The organism is Paenirhodobacter ferrireducens, assembly GCF_004022265.1.
Taxonomy (GTDB): Bacteria; Pseudomonadota; Alphaproteobacteria; order Rhodobacterales; family Rhodobacteraceae; genus Rhodobacter; species Rhodobacter ferrireducens.
This window is the reverse complement of the sequence record NZ_SAVB01000024.1, coordinates 36,255-59,536: the sequence shown is the minus strand read 5'-3', so window position 1 is coordinate 59,536 and position 23,282 is coordinate 36,255. Positions and strand designations below refer to the sequence as shown.

Below are 23,282 nucleotides of genomic sequence, written 5' to 3'. Positions count from 1 at the left end.
CGGTCAAAGACCGTTCTGCAGGTCGACCACCTCGGTCAGGCGCACGGCAAGCTGGCCGGCCTGATCGCCCTCGAGCTCGGTCAGCTCGCCGCGCGCGATCAGCTTGTCGCCGACGTAAAGCTCGACCGGGTCCTCGACCTTGCGGTCGAGCGGCAGGATCGCGTCACGCTTCATCCGCAGCAGGTCGCGCACCAGCGGGCGTGCCTTGCCGACCGAGATCGTGATCTCGATCGGGATCTGCGAGAACGGGCTCGCGGCAGGGTCTTGGCGGACGTCATCCATGGTCGGTCTCCTGCAAGGTGGCATCGAAGTAGCTGCGGATCGCCGCGGTGATCGCCGCGGTCACGCCATCGAGGTCGATCCGCGTCTCGGCATCGGGGAATTTCAGATAGGCCTGGCCGTCGCCGAGGCTCGGCTCCGCGGCGAAGGTCAGCGGCAGACCCGCCGCTGGCAGCAGCGCCCGCAGCAGCGCCAGGCTTGCGGGCGAGGCGACCACCGTCACCGGCCGGTCGAGCACCGTGCCCGCCAGCGGCAGAAGCTGTTCGACGACGATCCGCGGCAGCGCCTCCCGCGCCGCGGCGGGCAGCACCTTCGCCGCCATCTCGAGCAACAGCGGCTGCAGCGCGACCAGAAGGTTGCGCCTTGCCTCGACGAAAGTGAAGGACATCTCCTGCAGCTGCTGGCACAGCTGCATGCGCAGCTGTGCAGCCTCGCCGTCCTGCGCCGCGACCGCGTCATCCCAGCCGGCAGAATAGCCCTGCTCGAAGGCGGCAAACCGCGCCTCCTCGAATGCGGCCGGGGCAATCTCGATCGGCTGCGGCGCGCCCGCGTCGGTCTCGAAGGTTTCCAGCCGGACCGGATTCCTCATCAGACACGCTCCTGCGGTTTATCCATCCAGCCGCGCAGGATCTCGACCGATTCGGCCTGGCGCTGACCGATCAGCCGTTTCAGCCGGGCGACCGGATCATCCTCGAGCTCGGCCGTCTGCCCCCCAAAGGCCGAGGCCATCGAGATCGGCACCGGCAGGTCGGAGGTGCCGAAATCCGCCACCAGCTCCATCTCGCGCTCCGGCACCTCGTCGCCGCTGATTTCTCCGATCAGCGCGGGCGCCGCTCCCGGCTGCGCCGACAGCGGCGCGGGCAGACCCGAGCGCGGCTGCGTGGCGATGCGCGGCGCCAGCGCCGGCCGCACCACGAACAGCGCCAGCACGACCACCACCAGCACCAGCGCCGCAATCTCGATCAGCAGCATCAGGTCCAGCGGCGCCCCGCCACCAAGCATCCCCGCCGTCGCCATCGCGCCAGGTTCGGCGATCGGCTGGAAGGCCATCGAGCGGAGAGTGATGACGTCGCCGCGCTTTTCGTCGAACCCCACGGCCGAGGCGACAAGGTCACGCAGCGCGGCAATCTCGTCCTCCGAGCGCGGCACCACCGAGACCTGCCCGTTCGCGTCCTTGCCCTCGGTGCCGTCGACCAGCACCGCCACGGTGATCCGCTTGACGTCGCCGGGATTGCGCACCACCTCGCGCGTGGTTTCCGACAGGTCGTAATTCGTCCGCTCGCGCGTCTCGTTGCCCTGCCGCTGCGAGCTGCCGCCATTCGCCCCCTGCCCGTCGGGCAGGTTCGAGGCGACCGAGACGCCGCCCGTCTTGCTCTCATCGGCCTTGTTCGAACTTTCGGAAGTATCGGTCGAGATCACCGTGCGGCTGGTCGGGTCGATGCGCCGCTCGGTGATCGCCTCGCGCTCGGTCACCGTCTCGACCGCGACCTCGACCACCGCATTGCCATAGCCGACCCGCGCCTCGAGGAGTCTCTCGATGTTGCGGCGCAGCGTCTCGGCCCGGTCGGTGCCCGAGGCGGCGGGGCTCTCGTCGCCCGCGGCGACCAGCCCGCTCGCCGTGTCGATCACCGAGACGTCGTCGGGCGTCATTCCAGCCACGGCCGAGGAAACAAGGTATTTCAGGGCTTTGGCCTGCGGCGGCGAAAGCCCGCCGGCGTTCGTGGTGACCGTCACCGACGCCGTGGGGCGATTCTGGGCGCGAAAGGACACGCCCGAGGGCGGCGCGATATGCACCCGCGCCGCGCGGATCGCCGGATTGGCAAGGATGGTGCGCGCCAGCTCGCCTTCCTTGGCGCGCCAATAGGCGGCATCGAACATCTGCGAGGTGGTGCCGAAGCCCGACAGCGAATCGAGCAGCTCATAGCCCGCCCCGCCGGTCGCCGGCAGCCCCTCGGCGGCCAGCGTCATCCGCAGCTCGTCGCGCTTCGGCGCCTCGACATAGATCGAATCGCCGCGCACCTCGTATGCCACCGCACGCTGTTCGAGCGCCGAGATCACCTCGCCCGCCTTCGCCCCGTCGAGCCCGGCATAAAGCAGCGCCATGTCCGGCCGAGCCGTCAGGCCCGACAGCGCCAGCACCGCCGCAAAGACAAGCGCCGTGGCCCCGAGGACGATGATGCGGCGACGCGCGTCGAGGTTTCCCCATACCGTCGTCAACTGTTGCAAGCCGCACCTCCACACGAGCGGATGTCTGTCCCGTCGCCCCGGGCATCTTTCCGCGATCGCCCTTAACAATCGGTTAGTCGTCTCAAGGCTATAGCTGGGACGACGAAGAAATCGGTGATGCGATGGCGCAGACACAGACGGAGCCGGAAGCGGCCCCTTCCCACAGCTCAAGACTGCCGCTGATTCTCGGCCTCGTGCTGATGATCGCCGGTGGCGGAGCGAGCTTTGCGGCGCTCTACCTCGGCCTGCTGCCGGCCGGTCACGGTGCGGCGCACGACACAGCGACGGCGCCTGCGGCCTTGCCGGACATTGCCTATGTGGCGCTCGAGCCGATGGTGATCTCGCTGTCGGACCCGGCCGCACGGCACCTGCGCTTTTCGGCCCAGATCGAGGTGCCCGCCGCCTATCAGAAGGATGTCGAGCTGCTGCGGCCGCGGGTGGTCGACGTGCTCAACGGCTATCTGCGCGCGGTCGACCTGCGCGACATCGAAGACCCCGCTGCGCTGATCCGCCTGCGCGCGCAGATGCTGCGGCGGGTGCAGATCGTGTGCGGCGAGGACCGCGTGCGCGACCTGCTGATCATGGAATTCGTTCTGAACTGAGGAAAGCCCGATGCAATTGTTTGCCGATCTTCTGGCCGGGCTCGGCGCACTTGGGGCGGCGGTCTATTGCCTGGTCCTGTCGCGCCGGCTGAAACGCTTCAACCAGCTCGAGAACGGCATGGGCGGGGCGATCGCGGTGCTCTCGGCGCAGGTCGACGACATGACGAAGGCGCTGAACCGCGCGCAATCCACCGCTGCGCTCTCGGCCGAGCAGTTGACCGCCCTGACCGAACGCGCCGAGCAGGGCGCCGAGCGGCTCGAACTGATGCTTGCGGCCCTGCACGACCTGCCCGAGGCCGAGGCCGGCGCGCACCGCCCCCGCATGCTGCGCCGCCGGCCCCGCAGCTCGGGGATGGAGGCGGCGGAATGAAACCACCCGCCGCCCGCCCGCCACGCCGCCCTTGGCGCCCGGGCCGTACCATCCTGCCGCTGATCGCCGGCACCTTCGCAGTGGCCGCGGTGATGCGGATCGGCGACGGCGTCGGGCTGGCGCTGGCACTCGACGCCGGCACCGGCGGGGCCGCCACAACCTGCCCCGATCCGGCCGCGAATGCCGCGCTTTTGCGCGCGCTCGAGGACCGGGACCAGAAGCTGAGCCTGCGCGAAGGGATCATCGCCGACCGGGCGCAGGCGCTGCGGCTCGCCGAACAGCGCATCGACGAGCGTCTCGCGACACTGATCGCGGCGGAGAATGCGCTGTCGAAGACCGTGGCGGTCGCCGATTCCGGAGCTGACGCGGATGTCGCGCGGCTGGTCACCGTCTACGAAAACATGAAGCCGAAGGAGGCCGCGCCGCTGTTCGAGACGATGGCGCCCGAATTCGCGGCGGGTTTCCTCGGCAAGATGCGGCCCGAAGCGGCGGCTGCCGTCCTTGCCAACCTGACGCCCGAGGTCGGCTATTCGATCAGCGTCATCATGGCCGGCAGAAACGCCGGCGCCCCCCGCCGCTGAACCGCGGCATCGGTCAATCCCCCGCGCAAGACTGCCGGGCGTACTGTGGAGAGAGATGAATGATCGGCATTGTCGGGATGATCGTCATCTTCGTGATGGTGTTCGGCGGCTTCGTCGCGGCAGGCGGCAAGATCGGCATCATCCTGAAGGCGATGCCGTTCGAGCTGATCATGATCGGCGGTGCCGCGGCGGGCTCGTTCCTGCTGTCGAACAGCCTTGCGACGATCAGGCACACGCTGCGCGACCTCGGCAAGGTGTTCCGCGGCCCGACCTGGCAGCCCGCCGACTATCGCGACCTGCTGTGCCTGCTGTTCGAGCTGATCCGGCTGGTGCGGCAGAACCCCGTCGCCGTCGAGGAACATATCGAGGCGCCACAGGGCTCGTCGATTTTCCAAAAATACCCGAAAATCCTGAAGGATCACGAGGCGGTCGAGATGATCTGCGACACGATGCGTGCCGCCTCGATGAATTACGACGACCCGCATCAGGTCGAGGAGATCCTCGACAAGCAGCTCGAGGCCAATTACGAGCACGCGATGCAGTCGAGCCACGCGATCCAGACCGTGGCCGACGCGATGCCCGCGCTTGGCATCGTCGCTGCGGTACTTGGCGTGATCAAGACGATGGCCGCGATCGACCAGCCGCCCGAGATCCTCGGCCACATGATCGGCGGCGCGCTGGTCGGCACCTTCCTCGGCGTCTTTCTCGCCTATGGTTTCGTCGGCCCCTTCGCCAGCCGGATCGGCGCGGTGATCGAGGAAGACAGCCATTTCTACAAGCTGATCCGCGAGGTGCTGGTCGCCAATCTCTACAACCACGCGACCAATATCTGCATCGAGGTCGGCCGGCAGAACACCCCCCATCACATCCGCCCGAGCTTTTCCGAGCTGGAAGACGCGCTGCGGACGGTGAAGGCAGAGGCGGCATGAGGCTCGGGCTGATCCTTGCAAGCGGCGCGCTGATCTGCGCGACGGGCACGGCGCACGCGCAGCAGGTCACCGTGCGTTCCGGCGAACATGACGGCTTTTCGCGCCTCGTCTTCATGCTGCCGCCCGGCACCGACTGGCAGTTAAGCGAGAGCGAGGGAGCGATCACCCTGCGCACCCCGGGCGAGAGCTTCGGCTATGACACCGCGGGGATCTTCCGGCTGATCCCGCGCACCCGGATCACCGGGGTTGCGCCGCAGACGGAGGGGCTGCGCATCGCGACGGCCTCGGGCACGGTGCATGAGGCGTTCCAGCTTGCCTCGGGGGCCGTGGTGCTTGATGTCCTCGACGCGCCCGAGCTGCCGATGCCCACCAGCCCGCCACGCGCGGCGGCCAGCACGCCACTGCGCCTCGACCATCTTGAAACCTACTGGCGCGACCGCGGCATCCCCGCAACTGCCGGAGCGGACACGACCGCGCCCGGAACGCGGCTGCCACGCTTTGCCACGCCCGACCCACGTGTGCGCGAGGCCGAGACCGAGCTGCTTGCCCAGCTCAGCCGTGCCGCCGCGCAAGGCGTAATCAGCGCCTTCGTCGCGCCAAGAACCGCAGCCCCCGAACCGTTGCCGCCGGATGCCAGACCGCCCGAGGGCGCTTCCCCGCATCTGGCGATCGAATCACAGACAGTCTTCGACCGCGACATGATGGGCAGCGCCCCGGGGCCGCAGCTGCTTGCCAACGGGCAGCGCTGTGCGCCGGACCGGGCCTTCGCACTGGAAAGCTGGGTCTCCGACGCCCCGGCGGGCGTGCAGATCGCGACGGCGCGGCAGGGGCTGGTGGGCGAGTTCGACCGCCCCGACCCCGCCGCGGTCGAACGGCTTGCGCGCACCTATCTCGGCCTCGGCTTCGGCACCGAGGCGCGCGCCACGCTGCGCGGCTTCGGCCTCGACACGCCCGCCGCCGGGCCAATCGCCTATGTCGCCGCCGTGCTCGACGAGCTGCCGGTGCCCAATTCGCCGATCTCGCACATGGCCGCCTGCGACGGCAAGGTCGCACTCTGGGCCCTGCTCGGCCGCGGGACCGCGCAGAACGAGGCGCCGAACCTGGCCGCCGTGCGGCGCAGCTTCTCGGCGCTGCCGGTGCCGATCCGCAAGATCGTCGGCCCCGAGCTGGTGCGCCGGCTGCTGGCGCTTGGCGCCGAAAGCGACGCGCGCGAGATCGGCTCGATGATCGCGCGGGCCGTGCCGGAGGGCGATCCCGCACGCGGCCTGATCGACGCGCGCATCGACATCGCCCGGGGCGCGCCGGCGCAGGCCGAACCGGTCCTGGCCGGGATGATCGACCGCAACAGCGCCGACGCGGCGCAGGCGCTGATCCTGCTGGTCGACACCCGCCTCAGCCGCGGCGAGCCGGTCGACGAGGCGACTATCGAGCTTGCCGCCGCCCGCGCGCGCGAGCTGCGCGGCTCACCCGAGGGGGCGCGGCTGCTGCGCGCGCAGATCCTCGGCGAGGGCTCGGTCGGGCGGTTTTCCGAGGCCTTCGCGGCACTCGCGGCCTGGCCCGCCGAGGACACGCCTGCGCTGGTGCAGGAAACCCGGCGCAGTCTGTGGGGGCTGCTCGCCAAGGTGCCGGACGACACGCTGTTCCTTGGCCAGTTCCTTGCCCGGCACGATCAGGTGCCGGTGGAGGAGCTGCCCAATCTCGTGCGGTTGCAGATGGCTGACCGGCTCACCGCCGCGGGCCTGCCGGGCCCCGTGCGCGACCTGCTTGCCGGCTCGCTCGGGCGCACCCCCGACGGGCGGGTAGCGCTGGCCGCCGCGGCCCTCTCCGAACGCGACGGCCCGGCGGCGCTGTCCTATCTCGAGGCGCTCGACGGCAGCCGCGCCACCGCGCTGAAAGCCCGCGCCCATGCGCTGCTGAACGAGCATGCAATCGCGCAGGAGGTCTTTGCGGCCGCAGGCGACATGCCCAACGCCACGGCCGAGGCCTGGCGCGGTGGCGACTGGAGCTTCGTTGCCGCGAACGGCAGCGAAGCCGAGAAGGCGCTGGTGCGGCTTTACGATCTCACCGCCGAGGAACCACCGGCCCCGCCCCCCTCGCCAGCCGATGGCGTCGCGGGGTTCAGGGACCTGATCGCGCGCAGTCAGGCAGAGCGCGAGGCGCTGGCCCGGCTGCGCGCCGACTTCCCCGAACCCTGAGGCGCCCCCGCCGGGGGACGCCCTGCTGGTCTTTCGAGGGCTTAGAACCGCCGGGTCCAGCCGACCGACGCGCTGAACTGGTGCATCTCGAGCTTGACGGTGCCGCCGCCCATCGAGGCCGGCAGCGTGCCCTTGACCGAATTCGACAGCGCATAGCCCACCGAGAAGTCGAGCCGGTCATTGTCGCTCAGCATCTTCGAGCCGCCGAAGCTGACGTGATCCTCGACGATGCCGGGGGCGAGGATGTTCAGGCTCACGTCCTCGGGCCCGACCGGATTCGTGGCATGGGCATAGCCCACGCGCCAGATCATGTCGGGGGTCTGCTGCCATTCGGCGCCCAGACGGATCACGTCGACATCGTCCCAGCCAAAGCCCGCACCGCCCGGCGCCCCCATCGGCCCGGCATCGGTCGCATTGCCGACGGCGCCGACGTCGCTGTAGAAGATTTTCGAATAGTCGAGCAGAAGCGTCACATCCGGGCGCGGGTGATAGGCGAGACCCGCGGTGATCGAGGCCGGAATGTCGAAATCGCCGCCGTTCTCGAACAGGTTCGAATAATCGTCGAGCTTCGACATCTCGAAGCGGGTCTGCGCCGAAAGGCCCAGCGTCAGCTGCGGCGAGACCTCGTATTGCACACCCGCCCGGAGGCCGACGCCGGTGGAATAATCCGTGTCATTCGCCGTCACGCCAAAGGCCGCGAGACCGCGCGCCGAGAAGCTCTGCACGGCGACCGTGGGCGCGACACCCCAGGACAGCCGCCCCATCTTCTGCGCATAGGTCACCGACAGGAACAGCTGGTTCAGGTTCACGCCGGCCTTGCCGCCGCACAGCACGCCCGAGCCGCCGCCGAAATAGCCGCAATTCGGGTTGGCGACCGCCGGATAGGAGGTGTTCATCCCGCCGTTGCCATAGGCCGCGAAGTTCAGCACCGCGCCGTTCTGCAGCGGCATGTTGTAGGAGAAGTTCGGCACGAGGAAATACTCGTGCCCGCTTTCCACCTTGCCCGGGGCGACGAAGTAGGTGTCGGTGCCGGTGTAGCTGCGTCGCGGCGAGAACACCTGCACGCCAAGGCTGAACTCCTTCCCGACCGAGGCTGCCGCGGCGGGGTTGATCGCGCTCGACATCCCGTCCTGGCTATAGGCCACGCCCGCGCCCGCCACGCCGCGCTGCGCGACGCCGTAGCCCAGGGCAAAATATCCTTCGGTGGCCGAGGCGAATTCCGGCACGAGTGCCGCCACAAGGCACAGCGCCGCCGTTCCCGCGAGGCGGGGTTTCAGGGTGGACTTCATTCAAGCCTCCATGGGCTGGAGTTGGTCAAAATCTTCCGAACCGGCCCCGGCGGAAGCCGAAGGCGATCCGGAAGCGAGAGGTTATCCGACGCGCGACATTGCGGCGAAGGATTTGATGAAGGGACCGGCCATCCGCGGGTCCTTGATCATCGCACTGTAATCACCGACCTCGAACTTCATCTTGCCGGTGGTGAAGGCAACGCCCAGATCCATCATGGTCGGCGGCTTCTTCAGCCACTTGTCCCAATGTTCGGGCGTGCAGCGGATGTCCCAGCTCAGCGGCTCGCCGGCATAGGCGCCGCTCGAGACCACCTTACCGCCCTCGATCACCATCACGCCCTTCGGCGCCGGATCGCCCTTGAAGCCATAGGCGATGGTCGACTTGAAGCCGATCTGCTCGAGCGCGCCGGCCAGCGCCGGCTCCTTGTTCCATTCGGCGGCGAAACCGGCCATCCATTCGGGGCTGAAAATCTCGCTCATCTTGTCTTTCTCCTGTTCAGCAGACCTTGACCTGCAGCCGTTCTTCGCCGTCGGGGTCCATCACATGCACCGCGCAGGCAAGGCAGGGGTCGAAGCTGTGGATCGTGCGCAGGATCTCGAGCGGCTGGTCCTCGACCGCCATCGTGTGATTGTCCTGCAGCGCGGCCTCATAGGCGCCCGACTGGCCCTGCGCATCGCGCGGCCCGGCATTCCAGGTCGAGGGAACCACGGCCTGGTAATTGGCGATCTTGCCATCCTCGATCACGATCCAATGGCCCAGACCGCCGCGCGGCGCCTCCATGAAGCCGACGCCCTTGGCCTGTTTCGGCCAGCTCGACGGATCCCATTTCGTGCCGTTGAAGGTGGTGGTGTCGCCCGCCTTGATGTTGGCGATCAGCGCCGCGTACCAATCCTGCATCGCATCGACGATCAGCTTGGTCTCGAGCGTCCGCGCCGCCACCCGGCCGAGCGTCGAATACAGCCCGCGCACCGGCAGATCGAGCGTGGTGAGCGCGCTGTCGACCAGAGCCTTCGCCTGTTCCTGCCCCGAGGCATACATCATCAGCACGCGCGCCAGCGGGCCGACCTCGACCGGCTTGCCCTTCCAGCGCGGCGCCTTGATCCAGGAATAGGCACCCTCGACGTCGAGCTGATCGAAGGGCGGCTTCGGCCCGGTGTAGTCAAGCGCGGTCTCGCCCGCCCAGGGGTGCAGGCCCTTGTCCTTGCCGCCCTCGTATTCATACCAGGAATGGGCGACGTATTCCTCGATCTCGCCCTCGGCCGACAGGTCGACCGGGTGGATCGTCGACAGGTCGCGGTCAAGGATCACGCCCGGCGGCACCAGCCAGCTGGAACGATCCGAGGTCAACCCGGTCGACGGGAAGTCGCCATAGGTCAGGAAGTTGCCGAGCCCCTCGCCGCGCGTCGCCCAATCCTTGTAGAAACCGGCAATGGCCAGCGTGTCGGGCAGATAGACCTCGTCGACGAAGCTTTGCGCCATGTCGAGGATGGTCTTCACCTTGGAGAGCTTCTCGGCGTTGATCGCACTGTCCGAGTTCAGGTCGATCGGGCTCGGCACGCCGCCGACCACGAAGTTCGGATGCGGGTTCTTGCCGCCGAAGATCGCGTGCAGCTTCGCCACCTCGCGCTGCCAGGCCAGCGCCTCGAAGTAATGCGCGACCGCCATCAGGTTCGCCTCGGGCGGCAGCTTGTAGCCCGGGTGGCCCCAGTAGCCCTGATTGAAGATGCCGATCTGCCCGCTTTCGACGAAATTCTTCAGCTTCGTCTTCATGTCCGAGAAATAGCCCGGAGACGAGTTCGGATGTTTCGAGATCGACTGCGCCAGCGCCGAGGTCGCCGCCGGATCGGCATCGAGCGCCGAGACCACGTCGACCCAGTCGAGCGCATGCAGGTGATAGAAGTGCATCACATGGTCATGCACGTATTGCGCCCCGATCATCAGGTTGCGGATCAGCTGCGCGTTGGTCGGGATGTCGATCTTCAGCGCATCCTCGACCGCGCGGATCGAGGCCATGCCATGCACCAGCGTGCACACGCCGCAGATCCGCTGTGCGAAGGCCCAGGCGTCGCGCGGGTCGCGGCCCTTCAGGATGATCTCGAGCCCGCGCACCGAAGTGCCCGAGGAGAAGGCCTGCGCGATGCGGCCGTCCTCCATCTGCGCCTCGATGCGCAGGTGCCCCTCGATGCGGGTGATCGGATCGACGACGATGCGGCTCATGCCTTGGCTCCTTCCGTCTTCGGCAGATGCGCCGCGATGATCGCAGCGAGGCTTTCCACCGGGATCGTGTCGCCGGCATTGACCTTGCCGACCTCGAAATTCATCCGGCACGAGCCACAGGAGACGACGAGGGTCTTCGCCTCGGTCTTCTCGATCTCGGCCATCTTCACCCGATAGCCCGCGCGCTTGAGCGGGTTGGCGCGTTCGATCAGGAAGTTGCCGGCCCCGCCGCCACAGCAGAAGTTGTAGGCGCGGTTGCTTTCGGTCTCGTGCAGCTCCCAGCCGATCGCCTTCAGGATGGCGCGCGGCTCCTCGAAGACGCCGCCCCAGCGGCCGACCTTGCACGGGTCGTGCAGGGCGACGACGCGCGACTCCTTGTCCTTCTCGAGTTTCAGCCGGCCGTCCATCACCGCCTTGCCGAAATATTCGGACACGGTCATCACGTCGAAGTCGACAGGCTTGCCGAGCGCCTCGGCCGCGCCCCAGCGCAGCGCCGGGAAGGCGTGGCCGCATTCGGGCACGATCACCACCTTGGCGCCGACCTCGATCGCGGCATTGGCCAGTTTGGCGGCCATCTTCTTCTTCGTGCCTTCGTGGCCCGAAAGGAGGCCGAAGTTCGCCCCCTCATAGGCGTCCGAGCGCAGGGTGTAATCGACGCCCATGTGGTGCAGCGTCTCGATCGTGCCGCCGGTCGCATCCTGGAACAGGTGGATGTCGAGCCCGGTGGTGACGAGCAGCACATCGGCCTTCGGCTTGTCGATCGGGATCTCGAAGCCGAGCTTTTCCTGCAGCGCATCCATGCGGAAGCGGAACAGATCCTCGTCGGCGCCGAAGATGGTGCCGTCGGCCTCCTGCCCTTCCTGCATGAAGCGCAGCTCGTCCGGCATCAGCCGCGCCGCGGCGAGCGCCGAGCGGTTCATCGCCACCATGTCGGCGATGTTGATGCCCGCCGGGCACACAAGGTTGCACCGCCCGCACATCGTGCAGGAATCATAGACGAGTTCCTGCTGCGCACGCAGATCGTCGGCGGTGATGTCCTTCACGATGAATTTCTTCAGCCAGCTCAGCGGCGACAGTTCGCGGTCATAGACCCGCTTCATCAGGTCGAGCTTGTGCACCGGCGTGTATTTCGGGTCCTCCGTGCCGAGGTAGAACTGGCACGCCTGAGCACAGGCGCCGCAATGCACGCAGGCGTCGAGCTGGGTGGCGAAATTCGCGTCGATGCCCTTGAGGAAGACCCGCTTCGCCGCGGCGACACGCTCCTCGTCGGCCACTTCGACCGGCGGGCTGGCAAGGTCCTTCAGGCTCGCGGCCATGCCGTAGAACATGGCGAAGGCTTCGTCGAGTTCCTGCTTGGTGACGACTTCGGTCATGCTTGGACCCCCCTGCGCCAGAACTTCACGCCCAGGATATAGCGGGACGGAAGAAGCGTGATGACATGGATCAGTTTCGAGAACGGGAACCACACCAGCAGCAGCGAAATCGACAGGATGTGCAGCGCCAGCATCGTTTCATAGGCGAAGCCGTAATGGGCGAAGGCGAGGAAGCCGGTGATGAAGGGCAGCATCGTCACGACCAGGCTCGAATAGTCGTTGAAGGTCGAGATGTAGCGCAGCACCGGGTTCACGATGCGCCGGCCCAGAAGCCACAGCAGCACGCCAAGCGTGATCCCCGCAACGGCGACGACGACGCCGTTCGGCAGCGTCGGCCAGCCGAAGCCCAGCAGCCCCTGGAAGAACATCACATGGATCTTGAAGAACAGCAGCACGACGAAGAAGCCGAGATGCCAGATCCAGCCCGCGACATATTGGAAGGACACCCGCCGCTCGAACACCGGGGCGGGGATGAAGCGGCTGAGCACGGTGCGAAAGCCGTGCCGCGCCAGATGGTTGTCGCGGTTGCGCGACAGCGGCGTGTTGCGGTGCAGCAAAAGCAGGCCGAGCGCGCGCCAGACCATGCCGACGACGAAGATGAAGGCGGCGCCCTGAAGCGCGGGACCGCGTGCGAAATCAAGAAGGGTCATCAGCTGTTCTCCTTCTGCCCGGCATCCGCCACGGGCGGCGCCTCGAACGGGCCGGTCTTGCCCTTTTCCTGCATCTTGCGCCCGGCATAGCCGGCACCGGCCCCCAGCACCGCACCGGCCAGAACGCCCGCCGCAACCGTGCCCGAGCCAAGCTCGGTCGCCGTCGACAGCGGCGCATAGAAGCTGCCCTTGTCCCAGAAGTTCGGCTCCGAACAGCCAAGGCAGCCATGCCCGGCCTCGATCGGGAAGGAGGTGCCCTCGTTCCACTTCAGCACCGCGCAGGCGTTGTAGGTGGTGGGGCCCTTGCAACCGAGCTTGTAAAGGCACCAGCCGGCCTTCGCGCCCTCGTCGTCGAAGCTTTGCGCGAACTGGCCGCGTTCATAGAACGGCCGGCGATAGCAACGGTCGTGGATGTTCTGACCGTAGAACACCTTCGGCCGGCCGAGATCATCGAGCTCGGGCAGGCTGCCGAAGGTGATGTAATGGGCGATGACCGAGGTCATCACCGCCGGGATCGGCGGACAGCCGGGCACGTTGACGATCGGCTTGTCGGTGATGATCTCCGAGACCGGCACCGCGCCGGTGGGGTTCGGCTTCGCGTAGGGGATGCCGCCGAAGGCCGAGCAGGTGCCCATGCAGATCACCGCCGCCGCGCCCTTTGCCACCTGTTTCAGCGTCTCGACGTTGCTTTGTCCGGCAACGGTCGAGAAGCCCGGATTGCCCAGCGGCACCGAGCCGTCGACGACGACCAGATACTTGCCCATGTTCTCGGCCATCGCCTGCTCGCGCGCGGCTTCGGCCTGATGGCCCGCGGCGGCCTGCAGCGTCTCGTGATAATCGAGCGAGATCGCCTCGAAGATCAGGCTCTCGATCGAGGGCGAACCGGCGCGCAGGATCGATTCCGAACAGCCGGTGCATTCCTGGAAGCTGAGCCAGATCACCGACGGCCGGCGCTGGCTTTCTAGCGCCTCGGCGATGCGCGGGGCAAAGGCCGGCGGCAGGGCCAGAAGCGACGCGGTGGTGGTGCAGAATTTCAGGAAACTGCGCCGCGAGATGCCGCGCTCCTCCAGCCGTTCGCCCAGTGTTTGCTGCCTTCGGATCATGATGCCTCCTCCAGGTCGCTGATTTGGTCCAGTTTGCGCGCGAGCCGGGCGGCGGCGGCGCGGATGTCGGCGTCCTGGCTGCGCAGGATCTCCGGCAGGGGGGTAATCTCGATGTAGCGGCCGCGCAGCATGTCGTCGGTGTCGCGATGCGTGACCAGCCAGACGCCGGAAAAGCCGGTCTCGGTCACCTCCGAGCGGCCCTCGGCCTCGATCGCGGCGCGCACCTCGCCCGCGCCGAGCGAGGCGATGAGCTGCTGCAATTCCACCGGCGTCATCGGCAGGCTGCTGAGGTCGATCACATGGGTCTCGCCCGTCCGGGCGAGGCGGTCGAGCGCATGGGCCACCTCGTGCAGCACCAGAACCATGTTCCCGGTCCCGGCGGCGCGCCGGCGCAGCACCTCGTTCAGATCGGGCCTCATGCGCAGGCCTCCGCCACCGCGGCCTGCCAGCGGGCGACGATCTGCCGCGCCGCCTCGGCCGCGACCGGCAGCGCCGCGGCAATCGCCTCGCTCGGGGCAAGGCCCCAGCCGATCTCGCCCGGCTCGATGCCGATGAGCGCGCGACGGGCGGGCAGGTCGCCGGTCAGGCGCGCCATGTCGAGCAGATCGCGCAGGCCGACCTCGTGCACGCTCAGGCTGCCGGCGCGGACGAAATGGTCCATCTCGGCATCCTCGAGCGCACGCACCGTGCCCGGGGCCGCGCCGAAACGGGCCGCGTCGAAGACGATCAGCGCATCGGCGGCGCCGATCTCCTCCGCAAGCGGAAAGCCGAGCGTGCCGACGTCGAGGCAGCTCACCCCAAGCGTCGCGCCATGCAGGTCTTCGAACAACCGCAGGGCGAGCGGCCCCGCCGCCTCGTCGGTCAGAAGCGTGTTGCCGACGCCAAGGGCGAGGATTCGCAAGGCGTCACCTGTTTCGACTCTGCTCACGCCCTTGTCCTCCAGGAACGCTCTAACACGTCATAATATTTGAATATTTCAGCCGCAGAACCAGCGGCAGCGTGTTCCTGCGACAGTGTATCACAGCGCCACGCGAAACCGGCATCAAATTTCACACAACGCATTGAAGATGAATGCTTCTTCATCACAGCCGGAGGATGGTTGCGGGAAAGAGGAGGCCACATACTGGAAACATGCCTTCCATATGAAATTCTCTCTGGAAGAGAGTCTTTCACTCCCGCCGCCCTCCTCTCCCGGCCCCGGAACAGCCTTCCGGCGTTGCCGCGCCGCAGCACAGCCCGTCCGGGCAATGGCCCCGCCCGCCAATCCGCGGGCGCGCCACTTCGGCGTGTATCCCGTCGGCCGGGGCATTGCCCGCTCCTCAAGCGCGCTTCTCGAGCGTCGGCCGCTCGGGACTGATCCGCTGCGCCCGGCCACGCTGGTCATAGCTGTGATACCCCTGCGCGCCCTGCACGATCTCGCCCAGCCGGGTGCGCGCCGCCCGCACCCCCTCGATCGCAGCCTTCAGCAGGCGCTGATTCTCCTGCGCCATGTGCTGCACCCGCGCGAGCCGCGCCCCCGGCGTTCCGGCGAGCCCGGCAAGCAGCGCCTCCTTGTGCTCGATCAGCGGCCCGAGCTCCTCGAAACGGCCGGCACGCAGCGCTTCCCGCTCCTGCCGCAGATGATCCAGCAGCTGCCGGATGGCCCCATCGCTGCTCTCAGACATTGCCCTGTCCTCTCGTCAACGCGTGAAAGATCGACTCGGCCAGCCCGATGCCGCCTTTCTCCGCCATCTTTTCCGAATAGGCGTCGCGCAGGAACGAGGCGAACTGCTCCTCGCCGATGCCACCGCCAAAGCTTTCCATCGGGCGCCCGACCTGCGCGCATTTCAGCATCTCCGACAGGAAGGCCGCCTCGAGCTGCACCGCCTGCGCGTGCAGCTTCTGCCCGGTCGGTGCCGGCGTCGCACCACTCGGCGCCACCGGTATCGGCTGAAGATCCTGCATCCTGTCGCCCCGCTGCAGATGGATGGATTTCCACCGAAATTCGCAGGACTCCGTAAAGAAGCGGTAACTTCCTGCTGCCATTCTGCGCAGACCCGGCAGATGTCGCGATGGCCCATGACCCAGCTTCTCCTCCCCGCCCCTCTCGCGCAGCTCGCGACGCCTTCGGCCCGCGGGCGCGACTACAAGGCGGGCGACCCGGCCGCAGGCATGGCCTTCGCCGTGGTGATCGACGCGCTTTCGACCACGGGCGAGGAAACCTCTGCGCCGATGGCCGGCAGCCCCGTGGCGGCCCCCGGACCGAACCTCGGCGCGCTGGCGGCCCCGCTTCTGTCCCCCGAATCGCCGCCCCGACCCGGTGCCGGGCGGGACCTGAACGCAGTGATCGCGCCCCCCTCCGCCGCCCCGGCCCCGCGCCTTGGCCCGTCGTCCGGGACAGCCCCCGCCGCGACCGGAACTCCTGCCGGAGCTGCCGGGAGCGGCCTTCTTCCGGCCGATCTGCCGGCAGGAGCCCCGCCCTCGACCGCCAGCGGGGCGCAGACGTGCGCCCCCGGCATGCGCCGCGCAACGATCGCCCCCGATCAGCCGCGGCGCTCCGCCGAGACGCCGGCGGCTCCGCCCATGCAACCGCCGCTCGCTGCGGCCGCGGAAGCCGGTATCGCCGCCGGCGCAGCGGGGCATCTGAGCAAGGCCGCCGCCCGGCCCCCGGCACCGGGCCAGGCCGGAGGAGCCACCACGCCCGCCTCCCGGCCAACAGATGACCCGCCCGCCGCCGGCGGTGCCGATCCGACCGATCCGCCGCGCGATGGCGCCCCGTCCACTTCCGCCCCGTCCGCTTCCGCCATGTCCGCCGCCGCGATCGGCTCTCCGCCGCCCCTGCCGAATGCCCCCGAACCGGAACCGGCGTCCGGGACCCCGCGCACGGCGCCCCCGCCCCGTGCCGGGGCGGTGCCCGGCATCACCCCGGATCTGCAGCCGCGCGCGCCCGGTCCGGAGGACGGAGCCGCCGGCGGGCATCCTGCCGCATCGGCGGCCGGGCAGGCCTTCGGCGCCCCGGCCCCCGCAAGCCCGGCCGTGGAACAGGCCGTTTCGCCGCGCCCCGACACAGGGGCCGGGCGCGGGACGACCGACACCGGCGCCAGAACGGCGACAGAGCACCGCCCCGCCTCCCGCAAGGAACTCCCCGCAGAGCCTTCCGCCGCAATCGGCCCGGTGGTGCCAGCAATCGCCCCCGCGGCCGAAAGTCGCGACGCCACCGCCGAAGACACAGCTTCTGCGCCCCGGGCCGGACACGGGCGGCGCGCGGTCCTGCCGGACTGGTCACGGACGATGCCCGCGGCCGCGCCCAGCGCTGCCCTCCCCACCGGGGCAGAAGAGCGTGTCCCCGCGTCGACCGCGGCCCCGGAAGAGGTCCGCCGCCCCATCGCGGGTCAGCCGCAGTCCCGCCCCGCCCCGACAGCGGAGCGGCACGCAGCCGCCACCCCGGCGACCATCGCCGCAACCGGCCGCGCCCCGGCCGCGCCCGCCCGCCGCGGCGACGCTCCGGCACCGGGACCGCAGACACCGGGACCGCAGGCACCGCCCGCCGTCCCTCCGTCGGCTGCCGGTCGGGCAGAACCGGCCGAGAGAACTGGCGCCGTCCCCTCGCCGGCGCCGATGCAGATCACGGCTTCCATGCCGGACAATCCGGCGCCCGCCACCAAGACCGAGCCCTCACAGACGCCGGCGCCGGCCGAGGCAGCCCCCGCCCCCGCGCCGCCGGCCGAGGCCGCACCCGATTCGCGGACATCCGAGGCCCCGGTCCGGCCGATCACCACCGCGCCGGCAGGGGCCGATGGGGTCGATGGGGCCAGGAGTGCCGCCGCCGGCATTGCCCCCGATGCGGCCCCACAACCGCAGCCGGCACCGGAGCAGGCCGGAACCGGGCGCCCCGCTCCCGAGACCGGCGCGCAGGCGGCCGCGGCGGCGGCACGGCCCCGATCCGAGGCGGCGCCCGCCGCGCCCCAGATGGTGGCCCCCGTCTTCGCGGGCCGAGCCAATTCGCAGGAGTGGACCGCCGCGCGACCGGCGGCGCCCGCCCGGGCTACGGCCGGACCGACAGCGACAGAGCCGCGCTCCGCCCCCCGTGCCGCCGTCCGGCCGCCCCCGGACGAGGGCGGCGATGCTGCGGGACAGGCCCGCGCCACCGCCGCAGGGCCCGCCGCATCAGGTCCAGACAGCGCTGGCCCCGGCCCCGGCCTTGCCGCGCCGGCACTGGCACCGACACCGGCAGGCCGCGAGATCGGCCATGTGCCCGCGCATCACGTGCTGCGCCAGCTGCACGAGGCCGTCGTGCACCACCCCGACGGCCCGGTCGAGGTTGCGCTTTCTCCCGAAGAACTGGGCCGCGTCCGCCTGACTCTGCATCCGGCCGAGCACGGCATCACCGTCGCAGTGCAGGCCGAACGCCCCGAAACGCTCGACCTGATGCGGCGCAACATCGAGATGCTGGCGCGCGATTTCCGCGATCTCGGCTACACCGACGTCTCCTTCAGCTTCGGCGCCGAGAGCGGCCGGCAGCAGCGCGGCGAAACCACCCCGGACAACAGCTTCGGTGCCGAGCCGGACCGCCCCGCCCCCGTCACACCCGCCGCCGCCCCGCCCCGCCCCGCGCCCCGGGGCACGGACGGCTCCCTCGATCTTCGCATGTAAGGACAGCGCCATGAGCACCGTTTCCGGCATCACCCCGGCCACCGCCGGCCCGGCCAGCAGCAGCACCGGCTCGGGCACCAAGATCAGCTCCGACTACCAGATGTTCCTCAAGCTGCTGACCACGCAGATGCAGAATCAGGACCCGACCGACCCGATCGACAGCTCGGATTACGCGGTGCAGCTCGCGACCTTCTCGGGCGTCGAGCAGCAGGTGAAGACGAACGAGCTGCTGACCAGCATGACGACGCAGCTCGGCCTGCTCGGCGTGACGCAATATGCGGGCTGGGTGGGGATGGAGGCGCGGGTGGCGGCGCCCGCCTATTTCGACGGCACGACCCCGCTCACCGTCGCGCCGAATCCGGTGACCGGCGCCGACCAGGCGGTGCTGGTGGTGAAGGACGCCGCGGGGACCGAGGTGGCGCGACGGGACGTCGGCACCACGGCCGAGACGATCGACTGGGCCGGCACCGACAGTTCGGGCAATACCCTGCCGGCCGGGGTCTATTCCTTCGAGCTTGAAAGCTACAACAGCGGTACCCTGCTTTCGACCGACCCTGCCGAGGTCTACGGCACCATCACCGAGGTGCAGGGCACCGCCGAGGGATCGGTTCTGGTGCTGCGCGGGGGCGCGCAGGTCGCGCCTGCCGAGATCACCGGGCTGCGCGACCCCGATCAGAGCACCTGAGCCGCGATCAGCCCGAGCGCGAAGGCCGCAATCCCGCCAAGCGCCAGCCAGCCCGTGCGACGCCGCTCGGGTTCGGGCGTCGGGGCGGGCCCGTTCACCCGTCGCTCGATCAGCTCCTGCAGAAGCGCCGGCATCCGCGGCCCGAAATGGCCCAGCACCAGCGCCGTGCGTTTCAGATCGCGCAGCGCCGCGCGCGGGCCGAGGTTCTCGCGGATGTAGGTTTCGACCACTGGCCGGGCCACCTCCCACATGTTCATCGCCGGGTTGAGCGAGCGCGACACGCCCTCGACCACCACCATCGTGCGCTGCAGCAGGATCAGCTCGGTGCGGGTCTGCATGCCGAAGCGCTCGGTCACTTCAAAGAGATAGGCGAGCAGCTTCGCCATCGAGATCTGCGTCGCGTTCATCCCGAAGATCGGCTCGCCCACGGCGCGCAGCGCCAGCGCGAAGGCGTTCACGTCGCGGTCGGCCGGCACATAGCCCGCCTCGAAATGCACCTCAGCGACGCGGCGATAGTCGCGGCGGATGAAGCCCATCAGGATCTCGGCATAGACGCGGCGCGTGTATTCGTCGATCTGCCCCATGATGCCGAAGTCATAGGCGATGACATCGCCGTTCGCCGCGACCTTCAGATTGCCCTGATGCATGTCGGCGTGGAAATAGCCGTCGCGCAGCGCATGGCTGAGGAAGAGCTGCAGCACGCGCTCGGACAGCGCCACGAGGTCGTGGCCCGCCGCGCGCAGCGCCGGCACATCACCCATCGCCGTGCCCTCGGCCCAGTCCATCACCATCACGGTGCGCCCCGACAGCGCCCAGACCGGCGCCGGCACGCGGAAATGCGCGTCCTGCGCAGTGTTCGCGGCGAATTGCGAGGCAGCGGCCGCCTCGAGCCGCAGGTCGAGCTCGCCCAGAACGGTCTGCTCGAAATGGCTCACCACCTCGGTCGGTTTCAGCCGGCGGGTGCCGGGCAGAAGCCGCTCGATCATCCCGGCGGCGAAATGGAAGGCGTCGAGATCACGGCGGAAGGCGCGCTCGATTCCCGGCCGCAGCACCTTCACCGCCACGGTCTCGCCGGTGTCGGCCAGCACCGCCGAATGCACTTGCGCGATCGAGGCGGCGGCGACGGGTTCAGAGAAGTCCGCGAAGATCTCCGTGACCGGCCGGCCGAGCTCCTCGGCGATCGCGGCCTTGGCCAGCGCCGTGTCGAAGGGCGGCAGCTTGTCTTGCAGCACGCGCAGCTGGTTCGCCAGATCCTCGCCCACCACGTCGGGGCGGGTGGACAGCACCTGCCCGAACTTGATGTAGGCAGGCCCGAGCGCGGTGATCGCCCGCGTCACCGGCGGCAGCGCCGGGTCGCCCTTGTAGCCGAGCCACTTGAACGGCCAGCCGATGATCCGCGCCACCAGCCGCAGCCGCGGCGGCGCTTCCATCGCCTCGAGCGCGACGCTCATCGCGCCGGTGCGCTCGAAGGTGGCGCCGGTGCGGATCAGCCGCCAGATATTGTGGGGGCCCCGCATCTCAGATCTTCCAGCCGGAATGCAGCGCGGCGATGCCCATGGTCAGGTTGCGATATTTGACGTGGTCGAAGCCCGCCTCGCGGATCATCGAGGCGAAAAGCTCCTGGTTCGGGAACTTGCGGATCGATTCCACCAGATATTGATAGCTGTCGCGGTCGTTCGCCACGATCTGGCCCATCACCGGGATGACGTTGAAGGAATAGGCGTCATAGAGCGATTGCAGCATGTCGTTCGGGATCTGGCTGAACTCGAGCACCATGATCCGCCCGCCCGGCCGCAGCACGCGATAGGCCTCGCTGAGCGCGTCGGGGATCCGGGTCACGTTCCGGATGCCGAAGGAAATCGTGTAGACGTCGAAGGTGTTGTCCTCGAAGGGCAGCTCCATCGCGTCGCCGACGACCCAGCTCAGCCGCTCGGCCATGTCCTCGGCCTCGGCGCGCTTCTGCCCCTCGATCAGCATCGATTCCGTCATGTCGCAGACGGTGGCGGTGGCGCCGGGCGCACGCTTGAGGAAGCGGAAGGCGACGTCGCCGGTGCCGCCCGCCACGTCGAGGAGCCGCTGCCCCGGCCGCGGCGCGAGCCAGTCCATCATCGCATCCTTCCAGACGCGGTGGATGCCCATGCTCATCAGGTCGTTCATGATGTCGTATTTCGAGGCCACGCGCGAGAACACGCCATGGACCATTCCGGCCTTCGCGTCCTCGTCCACGGTCTGGAAGCCGAAATGCGTGGTTCTCGTCTGTTCTGTCGTCATGGTCTCTTGCCGATCCCGAAATCTCCCCCTTCTTATAGGGGCCCTTTCGGCCAAGACAATGCGACAGGAACGAAGATGCCCGAACTGCCCGAGGTGGAAACCGTGCGACGGGGCCTTGCCCCGGCGATGGAGGGGCGGCGGATCATGGCCGCGCAGGTGAACCGCCCCGACCTGCGCTGGCCCCTGCCCGAGAACATGGCCGGGCGGCTGACCGGGCGGCGCGTCGAGCGGCTGCGGCGGCGCTCGAAATACATCCTGGCCGATCTCGACAGCGGCGAGAGCCTGCTCATCCACCTCGGCATGTCGGGGCGGATGCTGGTCTCGGGGGTGATGCTCGGCGACTATCACCTCGACCATCCGGCACCGCAAAAGCACGATCACGTGGTGCTGGAAATGGAAGGCGGCGCCCGCGTCACCTTCAACGACGCGCGCCGTTTCGGGGCGATGGACCTTGTGCGCACCGACCGCGAGGCGGCGCATTGGCTGCTGGCGGGGCTCGGCCCCGAGCCCTTCGGCAACGAGTTCCACGAGGAGTACCTTGTCGAGCGCCTGAAGGGCCGGGCGAGCCCGGTCAAGACCGCGCTGCTCGACCAGCATGTCGTCGCGGGGCTGGGCAACATCTATGTCTCCGAGGTGCTGTTTCGCGCCGGCATCGACCCGCGCCGGGCGGCCGGGCGGATTGCATCGAAGCGGATCGCGGCGCTCGTGCCGCTGGTGCGCGAGGTGTTGAGCGAGGCGATCGAGGCCGGCGGATCGTCGCTGCGCGACCATCGCCAGGCCGACGGCGAGCTTGGCTATTTCCAGCATTCCTTCCGCGTCTACGACCGCGAGGATGAGCCCTGCCCCACCTGCGGCACCCCGGTTCGGCGCATCGTGCAATCGGGCCGGTCGAGCTATTTCTGCCCGCAGTGCCAGAAATAGCGGCTATGCTGCAGCTGCGAGGGGGTCTTGATAATCGCCCAGACCCTGTTACGACTCCGGCCCAGCACAAGGAAAGGCACTGCCACATGGCCTACCAGACCCTGATCGTCGAGATCGAAGACTATGTCGCCCTGATCCGGCTGAACCGTCCCGAAGCCCTGAACGCGCTGAACTCGACCCTGCTGGGCGAGCTGGCCGATGCGCTCGCCGCGGCGGACAAGAACGACAAGGTGCGCTGCATCGTCATCACCGGCTCGGAGAAGGCATTCGCGGCCGGTGCCGACATCAAGGAGATGTCGGAGCAGAGCTTCGTCGACATGTTCACCAAGAACTTCTTCAGCACCGAGACCGACGGGATCCTCAAGACCCGCAAGCCGGTGATCGCGGCGGTGGCGGGCTATGCGCTCGGCGGCGGCTGCGAGCTGGCGATGATGTGCGATTTCATCATCGCCGCCGAGAACGCCAAGTTCGGCCAGCCCGAGATCAACCTCGGCGTCGTCGCCGGCATGGGCGGCACGCAGCGGCTGACCCGCTTCGTCGGCAAGTCGAAATCGATGGACATGCATCTGACCGGCCGCTTCATGGATGCGGCCGAGGCGGAACGCTCGGGCCTTGTCAGCCGCGTCGTGCCGCTGGCCCAGCTGCTGCCCGAGGCGATGGCCGCCGCACACAAGATCGCCGAGAAATCGCTGATGAGCACGATGGTGGTGAAGGAATGCGTCAACCGCGCCTACGAGACCACCCTCGCCGAGGGCGTGCATTTCGAGCGCCGCATCTTCTACGCGCTGTTCTCGACCGAGGACCAGAAGGAGGGCATGTCGGCCTTCCTCGAAAAGCGCGAGCCGCAGTTCCGCGACCGCTGAGCCGTCCCGAAGCCGATTGGCCGCCGAAGGGGCTTCCCTTTCGGCGGCTTTTGCCGTAATGGCAGCCCTCACATGCGCGTGCAGCCCGCTTTGGC

Annotated in this window: 24 protein-coding genes; 9 read left to right on the top strand and 15 right to left on the bottom strand. The window is 68.8% G+C overall.

The genetic code is table 11. The features are described from left to right. Positions 1-3: 3 nt before the first annotated feature. Genes EOW65_RS16430 through fliF form a run of 3 tightly spaced genes read right to left on the bottom strand, consistent with a single transcriptional unit; the run spans position 4 to position 2,505 of the window. On the bottom strand, positions 4-282 hold the full coding sequence (locus tag EOW65_RS16430) for a FliM/FliN family flagellar motor switch protein (protein WP_113901536.1): 279 nt from the start codon (positions 280-282) through the stop codon (positions 4-6). Then, the gene (locus tag EOW65_RS16425; RefSeq protein ID WP_128151290.1) at positions 275-868 is read right to left on the bottom strand and encodes a flagellar biosynthesis protein; all 594 of its coding nucleotides are present in this window, start codon (positions 866-868) and stop codon (positions 275-277) included. Before EOW65_RS16425 ends, EOW65_RS16430 begins: the two co-directional genes overlap by 8 nt. After that, complete coding sequence (gene fliF / locus EOW65_RS16420) at positions 868-2,505, bottom strand: flagellar basal-body MS-ring/collar protein FliF (protein WP_128151288.1); 1,638 nt, start codon at positions 2,503-2,505, stop codon at positions 868-870. The genes EOW65_RS16425 and fliF overlap by 1 nt, the downstream gene beginning before the upstream one ends. 122 nt (positions 2,506-2,627) lie before the next feature. On the opposite strand from fliF, the gene EOW65_RS16415 reads away from it, so the two are divergent. From EOW65_RS16415 to EOW65_RS16395, 5 genes are read left to right on the top strand one after another with little or no spacing between them, the layout of a single operon-like run. Further along, complete coding sequence (locus EOW65_RS16415) at positions 2,628-3,107, top strand: flagellar basal body-associated FliL family protein (protein ID WP_128151286.1); 480 nt, start codon at positions 2,628-2,630, stop codon at positions 3,105-3,107. A 10-nt stretch (positions 3,108-3,117) separates the two neighbouring features. Continuing rightward, positions 3,118-3,477, top strand: a complete 360-nt coding sequence (locus EOW65_RS16410) for a hypothetical protein (protein ID WP_128151284.1) — start codon at positions 3,118-3,120, stop codon at positions 3,475-3,477. Continuing rightward, entirely contained in the window at positions 3,474-4,058 is a 585-nt protein-coding gene (locus tag EOW65_RS16405; protein ID WP_128151282.1) for a MotE family protein, read from the top strand. Before EOW65_RS16410 ends, EOW65_RS16405 begins: the two co-directional genes overlap by 4 nt. A gap of 59 nt (positions 4,059-4,117) precedes the next feature. Then, a complete protein-coding gene (gene motA, locus EOW65_RS16400; RefSeq protein ID WP_128151280.1) occupies positions 4,118-4,987 on the top strand; it encodes a flagellar motor stator protein MotA in 870 nt (289 codons plus the stop codon). Further along, positions 4,984-7,182, top strand: coding sequence for a hypothetical protein (locus EOW65_RS16395; protein WP_128151278.1), 2,199 nt, complete (start codon positions 4,984-4,986; stop codon positions 7,180-7,182). Before motA ends, EOW65_RS16395 begins: the two co-directional genes overlap by 4 nt. A gap of 41 nt (positions 7,183-7,223) precedes the next feature. On the opposite strand, the gene EOW65_RS16390 is transcribed toward EOW65_RS16395, so the two are convergent. The 10 genes from EOW65_RS16390 to EOW65_RS16345 form a co-directional block, all read right to left on the bottom strand. Beyond that, positions 7,224-8,471: an OmpP1/FadL family transporter gene (locus EOW65_RS16390; RefSeq protein WP_128151276.1), complete on the bottom strand. Its 1,248-nt coding sequence runs from the start codon at positions 8,469-8,471 to the stop codon at positions 7,224-7,226. 81 nt (positions 8,472-8,552) lie between these two features. Beyond that, complete coding sequence (locus EOW65_RS16385) at positions 8,553-8,951, bottom strand: SCP-2 sterol transfer family protein (RefSeq protein ID WP_128151274.1); 399 nt, start codon at positions 8,949-8,951, stop codon at positions 8,553-8,555. A gap of 16 nt (positions 8,952-8,967) precedes the next feature. Continuing rightward, positions 8,968-10,689 (bottom strand): nickel-dependent hydrogenase large subunit, encoded by a 1,722-nt coding sequence (locus EOW65_RS16380; protein WP_128151272.1) that lies wholly within the window; start codon positions 10,687-10,689, stop codon positions 8,968-8,970. Then, positions 10,686-12,062, bottom strand: a complete 1,377-nt coding sequence (locus EOW65_RS16375; RefSeq protein WP_128151270.1) for a (Fe-S)-binding protein — start codon at positions 12,060-12,062, stop codon at positions 10,686-10,688. Before EOW65_RS16375 ends, EOW65_RS16380 begins: the two co-directional genes overlap by 4 nt. Beyond that, positions 12,059-12,712, bottom strand: a complete 654-nt coding sequence (locus tag EOW65_RS16370) for a nitrate reductase (protein WP_121534062.1) — start codon at positions 12,710-12,712, stop codon at positions 12,059-12,061. Before EOW65_RS16370 ends, EOW65_RS16375 begins: the two co-directional genes overlap by 4 nt. Further along, positions 12,712-13,815 (bottom strand): hydrogenase small subunit, encoded by a 1,104-nt coding sequence (locus tag EOW65_RS16365; RefSeq protein WP_128151268.1) that lies wholly within the window; start codon positions 13,813-13,815, stop codon positions 12,712-12,714. Before EOW65_RS16365 ends, EOW65_RS16370 begins: the two co-directional genes overlap by 1 nt. Next, entirely contained in the window at positions 13,812-14,234 is a 423-nt protein-coding gene (locus EOW65_RS16360; RefSeq protein WP_128151266.1) for a hydrogenase expression/formation C-terminal domain-containing protein, read from the bottom strand. The genes EOW65_RS16365 and EOW65_RS16360 overlap by 4 nt, the downstream gene beginning before the upstream one ends. Then, positions 14,231-14,743 carry a hydrogenase maturation protease gene (locus EOW65_RS16355; protein ID WP_128151264.1) on the bottom strand — a complete coding sequence of 171 codons (513 nt, stop codon included), beginning with the start codon at positions 14,741-14,743 and terminating at the stop codon, positions 14,231-14,233. Before EOW65_RS16355 ends, EOW65_RS16360 begins: the two co-directional genes overlap by 4 nt. 391 nt (positions 14,744-15,134) lie before the next feature. Next, positions 15,135-15,479 carry a flagellar export chaperone FlgN gene (gene flgN, locus EOW65_RS16350; protein WP_128151262.1) on the bottom strand — a complete coding sequence of 115 codons (345 nt, stop codon included), beginning with the start codon at positions 15,477-15,479 and terminating at the stop codon, positions 15,135-15,137. Continuing rightward, a complete protein-coding gene (locus tag EOW65_RS16345) occupies positions 15,472-15,759 on the bottom strand; it encodes a rod-binding protein (RefSeq protein WP_128151260.1) in 288 nt (95 codons plus the stop codon). The genes flgN and EOW65_RS16345 overlap by 8 nt, the downstream gene beginning before the upstream one ends. A gap of 1,671 nt (positions 15,760-17,430) precedes the next feature. Here EOW65_RS16345 and fliK point away from each other — a divergent pair. Then, positions 17,431-18,447 (top strand): flagellar hook-length control protein FliK, encoded by a 1,017-nt coding sequence (fliK, locus tag EOW65_RS16335; RefSeq protein WP_164880133.1) that lies wholly within the window; start codon positions 17,431-17,433, stop codon positions 18,445-18,447. 10 nt (positions 18,448-18,457) lie between these two features. Continuing rightward, positions 18,458-19,132, top strand: coding sequence for a flagellar hook capping FlgD N-terminal domain-containing protein (locus EOW65_RS16330; RefSeq protein WP_128151255.1), 675 nt, complete (start codon positions 18,458-18,460; stop codon positions 19,130-19,132). Here EOW65_RS16330 and ubiB read toward each other — a convergent pair. Together ubiB and ubiE are read right to left on the bottom strand one after the other, a co-directional pair. Continuing rightward, positions 19,120-20,649: a 2-polyprenylphenol 6-hydroxylase gene (ubiB, locus tag EOW65_RS16325; protein WP_128151253.1), complete on the bottom strand. Its 1,530-nt coding sequence runs from the start codon at positions 20,647-20,649 to the stop codon at positions 19,120-19,122. The two genes, EOW65_RS16330 and ubiB, sit on opposite strands and share 13 nt — an antisense overlap. Before the next feature lies 1 nt (position 20,650). Continuing rightward, positions 20,651-21,403, bottom strand: a complete 753-nt coding sequence (ubiE, locus tag EOW65_RS16320) for a bifunctional demethylmenaquinone methyltransferase/2-methoxy-6-polyprenyl-1,4-benzoquinol methylase UbiE (protein ID WP_128151251.1) — start codon at positions 21,401-21,403, stop codon at positions 20,651-20,653. Between the two features lie 75 nt (positions 21,404-21,478). Here ubiE and mutM point away from each other — a divergent pair, with 75 nt between their 5' ends. Together mutM and EOW65_RS16310 are read left to right on the top strand one after the other, a co-directional pair. Further along, positions 21,479-22,324 carry a bifunctional DNA-formamidopyrimidine glycosylase/DNA-(apurinic or apyrimidinic site) lyase gene (gene mutM / locus EOW65_RS16315; RefSeq protein ID WP_128151249.1) on the top strand — a complete coding sequence of 282 codons (846 nt, stop codon included), beginning with the start codon at positions 21,479-21,481 and terminating at the stop codon, positions 22,322-22,324. A gap of 86 nt (positions 22,325-22,410) precedes the next feature. Beyond that, positions 22,411-23,187, top strand: coding sequence for an enoyl-CoA hydratase (locus EOW65_RS16310; protein ID WP_128151247.1), 777 nt, complete (start codon positions 22,411-22,413; stop codon positions 23,185-23,187). Positions 23,188-23,282: the final 95 nt, after the last annotated feature.